Here is a 5,488-nt window from a genome sequence, read left to right as displayed (position 1 = left end):
GCAGGCGCGGCCTGGCGTGTCTGCTCTTCGGCTTGCTTCAAAGGCTGCGCCATAGAACGACGTGGCACTGGAAGGTCTGTGTTAACCTCAACAGCGTCGATACCTGTCGCAACAACAGATACGCGCATGCCACCTTCAAGGGCTGTATCCAATGTAGAACCAACAATAATGTTCGCCTCTGGATCAACCTCTTCGCGAATGCGGTTGGCCGCTTCGTCGAGTTCAAACAACGTAAGGTCGTGGCCGCCTGTGATGTTGATAAGAACACCCTTGGCACCGCGCAATGAAATTTCGTCCAGAAGCGGGTTCGCGATTGCCTTCTCGGAGGCTTGGATCGCACGATCCTCGCCTGTCGCTTCACCTGTACCCATCATTGCCTTGCCCATCTCGTCCATAACGGCGCGAACGTCAGCAAAGTCTAGGTTAATCAGGCCAGGGCGAACCATCAGGTCCGTAACACCCTTAACACCTTGATAAAGCACGTCATCCGCAAGCGAAAAGGCTTCGGTAAATGTCGTTTTCTCATTCGCCAAACGGAACAGGTTCTGGTTTGGAATGATGATCAGCGTGTCGACAACTTTTTGCAGCGCCTCGATACCATCGTCAGCTTGGCGCATGCGCTTGCCGCCCTCAAACTGGAACGGCTTGGTCACAACACCGACAGTCAGAACACCAAGTTCACGTGCCGCTTGCGCGATGATCGGCGCAGCACCAGTACCCGTGCCGCCGCCCATACCTGCAGTAATAAAACACATGTGCGCGCCTGCGAGGTGGTCAACAATTTGTTCAATACTTTCTTCGGCCGCCGCAGCACCAACAGAGGCGCGCGCACCCGCACCAAGACCCTCAGTAACCTTAACGCCCAACTGGACGCGGCTTTCAGACATGGATTGCTGCAGCGCCTGAGCGTCGGTGTTTGCGACAACAAAGTCGACCCCATCAAGCTCTTTCTCGATCATGTTATTGACCGCGTTTCCGCCTGCCCCGCCAACGCCAAATACTGTGATACGTGGCTTCAGATCGTCTTGTCCTGCCACCGTGAGGTTCAATGTCATGCTCTGTCCGCCTGTGTCTGCCGGCCCATTTTCGGGCCATTTTTGTTGCCTATTGCATTCCACCCTAAACAACCGATTCGGTGCAGTCACGCAAAAAAGCGAAAAACCCACAAAATATGCGAGTTTTTCAGCGGAATTCTGCCAAATTTAGCGCATATGCGCAGATGTAGGGGCTACCAGTTGTCGCGGAACCATTTCATGGCACGTTTGAACGAACGTCCTTGATAGTTATCAAGAATTTCGAAATCCCACCATTCATCCTGTGGATGGGCCGCAAAAAGGCACAGACCAACCGCACTGGAAAACCCCGGCCCTGTTGTTGCGCCAGGCAAACCATGCACGCGCAAAGGACGACCAAGGCGCACTTGCTGACCCAGAATTTTTGTTGCCAACCCGTCAAGGCCCGGAATTTGGCTCCCGCCACCTGTCAAAACAATCTGCTGGCTCGGCAAGTGATCAAAGCCCGCCGCGTCCAGACGCGCACGCACGTCTTCCAGAATTTCCTCAACACGAGGGCGCATAATACCGATCAGTTCCGCACGGCTGACTTGACGGCGATCATGATCCCAATCGCCCGTGTCCCCGCCCGTATCGATCATATCGCGATCATCCATGCCCGTCGCAACAACGCCGCCGTTCACGGTTTTGATCCGCTCGGCCGTTGTCATAGGAACTTGAAGACCCATGGAAATATCAGACGTAATGTGATCCCCGCCCATGCGCACAGCATCGGCAAAAATCATGTGTTTCTTCATAAAGATCGAAATACTTGTCGCGCCGCCACCAAGATCGATGCAGGCCGCGCCCAGTTCTTGTTCGTCTTCCACAAGCGCCGATATGCCCGACACATAAGCGGACGACGCGACGCCCGCGAGTTCCAGATCACAGCGACGCACACAATGCGCAAGGTTTTGAACTGCGGCCGCGTCGACCGTAAGCAAATGCATATCTGTGCTAAGTTTCTGACCAATTTGGCCACGCGGATCGTTCAACCCAGAGCGATGATCCAGCGCAAAATTCACAGGTTGCGCGTGCAACACTTCACGACTTGCGCCAAAATCAGGCATGTCACAGGAGGAAAGAACGCGCGCAACATCCTGCTCGGACACAATTGAATTCTCGATATCGACAGACCCGTCCAACCCGTAGGACCGCGGCTCGGCACCAGAGAAGCAGGCAATCACATGATCAACACGAATTTGCGCCATCTTTTGTGCAGATTGCAACGCGGTACGGATCGCGCGCTCTGTTTCGGACATCGCGCTGATTTCACCGAACCGCACACCGCGCGAACGTGTCGTTGCCGCGCCGATTACGCGAAAACCTGTTTGACCCGCAAGGGATCCAATCCCGTCAGTTTCAGTGGATTTATCTGTGCCATCAAAGCGCAAAATCAGGCAGACAATTTTTGAGCTGCCAACATCCAGAACCGCCACAACACCGCGCTGAATCGCTGCTTTTCGCATATTACGCATTGCGCGCTGAGAACTGTAAAGATCATTCATTTAACGGTTTTCCACTGCTGTCGTCTTGATGCGCCATAATTCTTTTACGGCGTTCTCGTTCATTCGAATTGTCGGCCTTTGCGAGAGGCGCATGTCAACGCGCGCCAAATCTCGCTCCAGCACGTCTTGCATTTGGTCCAGGGCAATCACGCGTTCCAGCGCACGTGCTGCGCCCTTGGCAGGTAACATCACACGTTGCTCGCGATCCAAAACCAGATCCCAACGACGTGCGCCCATGCGTACCAGTCCCACGACACGGCTCCCCAAAGGTGCCGCAATCTTCATCAGGTTTTTCGCCTCTACAACTGCTGTATCGGCACCTTCACCAGCCAAGACCGGCAACTCAGGAAAGTCAGAGCGTGCGTGGGCAAGGCCGATATAAACGCCCTCTGCATCAATTCGGAAAAGCCCGTCATGGGTTCGCCAAAGCGCTGCAGTTTCGCGTTCATCGATCACAACTTCAAGCACACCACCGGGCTGCAATCGCACATCTGCGCTGCGCACAGGGTTAAGACTTGAGACTGTTTTTTGAATACTCGCCAGCTCTAGATCAAACGAACTTATCGGGAATTTTATCGGCACGATCTCATGGATGGCAGAGGCAACATCTTCGCTTGCACCCTCAACTTCCATCAATTGGATCATGAATTCTGGGCGTTCTTCGATGTTAGAGCGCATTTGCGCCACCACATCCTGTAACTCTGTACGACGTCCCTCATCAGACAGATACACCATGCCAAGCGAAAAGGTCAGTGCGAATGGCACACCAACGCGAAGCGAAAACCGAAACAAGGGTGTCAGCATCAAGCGTTGAAAACGATAGGACCAACGCGACGGCGCGGGATCGGCCTTGCGCCGTTTGGTCGAGCGGTTCAAAACGCGCGCGCCTTGACCCTGCGGCCCTCTTGGTCCTGCTGCGCCTACCTGTTGCATGACGCGTCCTCGACGATCCAGGAACACAAGTCGGGGAAACTGATCCCAATCGCCTGTGCCTGTTCTGGCGAAAGCGACGTAGATGTCATGCCAGGCTGCGTGTTTGTCTCAAGCAAGATGATGCCATCGATCCCCTTGCTCTCATCCCAACGGAAATCTGTACGCGACACTCCGCGACATCCCAACGCATCATGCGCGCGCACCGCATAAGACATGCAGGCATCCCAGATATCTTGGGGGATCTCGGCGGGCACAATGTGACGTGAACCGCCCTCTTTGTACTTGGCATCGTAATCATACCAACCGTCGGTCAGGATATCTGTAACTGTCAAAGGACGATCGCCCATGACCGTTGTCGTCAATTCACGACCCGGCGCAAACGCCTCGACCATGACCATTTCGGGCATCGTGTCGTCCAACTGTGGCGGGCCATTACTGGCCTCATTCACAAGATAAACACCAACCGATGACCCTTCACTATTGGGTTTCACAACGTAGGGCGCATCCATCACGTGACGCGCGCGCACCTCTGCGGCTGAAACAATCACGCTTTCAACAATCGGCAAACCGACTTGGCGAAAGACTTCTTTGGAGCGCTGCTTGTCCATCGCCAAAGCCGAGGCCAAAACGCCAGAATGTGTGTAGGGAATTTGCAGCCACTCCAGTAGACCTTGGACGCAACCGTCCTCGCCCCACCGACCGTGGAGCGCGTTGAAAACAACGTCAGGCGCGAGATCGACAAGACGGGCCGCCAAATCAGCACCCGCATCAATCTCTTCAACCGTATATCCATGTTCCCGCAGTGCTGCAGCGCATGCGCGCCCAGATGACAAAGACACTACGCGTTCAGCCGAAGGTCCGCCCATCAATACAGCTACTGTTCGGGGTTGCCTGCTCGACATTCCCAACTCGTGCCTCAATTTTTTAATAAGGAAGTTAGCCGTCCTCTTTTTCCGCCTGTGGCCCCAGTTAACCTGAGTGCCCTATTCTTCAGGGGCCGTTTCGCCGACCCTCATAACTTCCCAGTGTAACTCTATTGATTGTGTTTGGAAAACCTTTTTTCGCACCATGTTGCCCAGACCCTCTAAATCTGCGGCAGTTGCGCCACCCGTGTTGATCAAAAAGTTCGGGTGTTTCATGCTCATCTGCGCCCCGCCAAGGGTCGCGCCGCGCATGCCTGCATCATCAATCACTTTCCACGCCTTCAACTCATGGGTGTCATCCGCCTGCCCTGTCGAAGAAAAACCAGCGGGATTGCGGAATGTGCTGCCTGCGGTGCGGTCCTTGGTCGGTTGTGTTTCGTCACGCTTGCGCAGCTGTTCGTCCATCTTCGCGTGCAGCGTTTCTGGATCGCCCTTTTGCGCCCGCAATACAGCCTCTGTCAGCACATAACCTTCGGGCAAGCTGCTTTGGCGATAGGCGAAATCCAACTCATCACCGCTCAAACGTACCTGATCCCCTGCCCGCGTGATCGCCGTCGCCTCAACAAAGTGGTCCGCAACGTAACTACCATAGCAGCCAGCGTTCATACGAACCGCGCCGCCAATGGCCCCCGGAATTGTGCGTAGGAAAGTCAGGTCCAACCCCGCATCCGCCGCTTTGCGCGCAACGTGGCTATCGAGCGCTGCAACACCGACGCGCACAGTGTCGCCCTCAATCTCGATATGGTTAAACCCACGCCCCATGCGGATGACAGCACCCTTGATGCCCCCATCGCGCACAATCAGGTTCGACCCGACGCCCATCGGAAACACAGGCATGTCTAGCGGCAAAGCCTTAAGAAAGGCTTGCAAATCATCCACATCGCTGGGCTGATAAAACATCTGCGCAGGCCCGCCAACACGCAACCACGTCAGATCAGCCAAAGGTCGATCCATCGTGATCTTGCCGCGGATACGGGAAAAGTCGGTCATGAGCAGCTCTTTTTATCGTGTTTTGCCCTGTCTAAAGCCCACACATTGATTTGAAAAGAGTCCCCCCGCACACAGCCAAAAA

General features: G+C 54.8%; 5 protein-coding genes. All 5 read right to left on the bottom strand.

Features of this window, described 5'->3' with window-relative positions; genetic code table 11:
• Positions 1 to 1,055, bottom strand: a 1,055-nt coding sequence (ftsZ, locus tag QZ279_RS04785; RefSeq protein WP_293448660.1) for a cell division protein FtsZ, incomplete at its 3' end; no start/stop codon positions are given.
• Between the two features lie 173 nt (positions 1,056 to 1,228).
• Positions 1,229 to 2,560: a cell division protein FtsA gene (gene ftsA, locus QZ279_RS04780; RefSeq protein WP_293448657.1), complete on the bottom strand. Its 1,332-nt coding sequence runs from the start codon at positions 2,558 to 2,560 to the stop codon at positions 1,229 to 1,231.
• Complete coding sequence (locus QZ279_RS04775) at positions 2,561 to 3,493, bottom strand: cell division protein FtsQ/DivIB (RefSeq protein WP_293448654.1); 933 nt, start codon at positions 3,491 to 3,493, stop codon at positions 2,561 to 2,563. It lies immediately after the preceding gene.
• Positions 3,481 to 4,359 carry a D-alanine--D-alanine ligase gene (locus QZ279_RS04770; protein WP_293448652.1) on the bottom strand — a complete coding sequence of 293 codons (879 nt, stop codon included), beginning with the start codon at positions 4,357 to 4,359 and terminating at the stop codon, positions 3,481 to 3,483. Before QZ279_RS04770 ends, QZ279_RS04775 begins: the two co-directional genes overlap by 13 nt.
• A gap of 117 nt (positions 4,360 to 4,476) precedes the next feature.
• A complete protein-coding gene (murB, locus tag QZ279_RS04765; RefSeq protein WP_293448649.1) occupies positions 4,477 to 5,406 on the bottom strand; it encodes a UDP-N-acetylmuramate dehydrogenase in 930 nt (309 codons plus the stop codon).
• Positions 5,407 to 5,488: the final 82 nt, after the last annotated feature.

Origin of the sequence: Planktotalea sp. (assembly GCF_018607965.1) — a bacterium.
GTDB lineage: Bacteria > Pseudomonadota > Alphaproteobacteria > Rhodobacterales > Rhodobacteraceae > Planktotalea.
Note: the sequence above shows the minus strand (reverse complement) of the source record. Positions and strands in the feature narration are given on the sequence as shown.